The organism is Microcystis sp. LE18-22.4A (assembly GCF_027531105.1).
Taxonomy (GTDB): Bacteria; Cyanobacteriota; Cyanobacteriia; order Cyanobacteriales; family Microcystaceae; genus Microcystis; species Microcystis aeruginosa.
Map to the genome: position 1 here is coordinate 1 of NZ_JAPZRB010000404.1, position 1,486 is coordinate 1,486.

A 1,486-nucleotide genomic window follows, 5' to 3' on the forward strand; every position below is an offset into this window, starting at 1 on the left:
GGGCATAAATTGACTAAATCCTTATCTGGCAAGAGACTTAATTGATTAGTTCGCTTTAGAGCAAAAACAATTGATAAAAATCGCCAAATGTCTCTCTCTATAAGGGTTCCATCCCTTATAACCCCCGTCCATTGCATAACACAAACCGAAGAACCAAATTTACTAAAACTGCACAGTAATTTTTTTGCCCTTTGACTAGAGCGATTTCATCAATTCCTAGTCTTTTTAATTCCGATAGGTCTGGCTCTGTAATTTCTTCGGCGATGTCCTCTATCATTCTTTGAATCTCTTCTTCCGTTACGTCATTTCTTCGGCTAACATTTAAAGTATCTCCTTCTTTTAATTGTTCGAGTATATTTGCGGCTAGTCTTTTCGGATAGGTTAGTTTCTTGGCGACAAAATCTAACTCTTCGCTAAAGGGTTTCTGACAATTATCGCCCTTAAATTGACGACGATTAACCTGTAGGTACACTGGTTGTCCTGAGATTGGTAAATCTTTGACTAAATGTCGATGATTTTGGTGGAGTTGATCGCTCTCTAACCCACAACGAGGACAGATTGCTTTTTGATTTTTCGATTCGATTCGGAAAACTAAGCTAAACGGCTTTTACTTCGGATCACCGATATAGACTCCAAAAGGGTTATAGCTGTTGGATCATGCAGGTTAAGCGCCGTTTAGCTTATACCGATATTTTCTAGGTGTCGATAGCCTTGAATACAGGTTCCTTGTAGGTTCAAAAATTTGTCAAGTATCATAAGTAAAACACTCGGGTTTTTGGCTATTATATCAAATCTTAACTCAATTGTCTATCTTTTGGTATTAACCCTTTTGTGCCTCAAGTCCCTCCCTGTATGAATTTCAGCTACTTTTGAGCGTAGGCGCTCTCATCGAATTTTATTTTAAGTTAATTATTTGCATAACAATTCCCGAAGAGCCGTATCATGTATATAGAAAAAGTTCCTAAACGTAATTTCGCCGTTAAATTTATTAAGATTTGTAACCAGTAAGGGGGCAGCGGATACAAACAGGTTATGGTCTTTTGTCAACGGGAAAGTCTAAATATGGTGGCTAGGGCGATAATTAGTTTAGTATTAGTGAAAACTTGGAATGGTTCCGATGATGATGAAATTATTAGGATGTCTAGTCATTTTTGCAAGTTTAGTCAATGTTACACCAGGGATGGCAAATCATCCCCCCCGACAAATTGCCCAAGCGTCTAGCACTTCTTCGATTCAAGGTTATTGTTTTTCAGTCGCTAATGATAATCTGGATGCTACCGCGAGGATTTATATTCAGGGAAATCAAGTCACGGGTCGGGTAGAAGCTACAATTCATAATGAACAAGGGCTCTTCGTTACCCTTTATGCTAAATCAACAGACAAGATGCCAAGATAACATACTTCTAACCCAAAAATTCCGAAAGTTTCTAAAGCCATAGCCTCTCCGTTTTATTAGTTTAAGTTTATTGTTGATTCCCTCGACCAC

At 38.2% G+C, this 1,486-nt stretch carries 1 protein-coding gene and 2 pseudogenes; 1 reads left to right on the forward strand and 2 read right to left on the reverse strand.

The window, feature by feature from the left end:
• Window positions 1-154 precede the first annotated feature (154 nt).
• Window positions 155-756 (reverse strand): annotated as a pseudogene (locus tag O9295_RS17910) (transposase family protein); the annotation flags it as partial.
• Between the two features lie 352 nt (window positions 757-1,108).
• On the opposite strand from O9295_RS17910, the pseudogene O9295_RS17915 reads away from it, so the two are divergent.
• A pseudogene (locus tag O9295_RS17915) lies at window positions 1,109-1,375 on the forward strand (hypothetical protein); the annotation flags it as partial.
• Here the strand turns inward: O9295_RS17915 and O9295_RS17920 are convergent.
• A partial coding sequence (locus O9295_RS17920; protein WP_130758671.1) for a transposase occupies window positions 1,373-1,486 on the reverse strand: 114 nt, incomplete at its 5' end. The pseudogene O9295_RS17915 and the gene O9295_RS17920 sit on opposite strands and share 3 nt — an antisense overlap.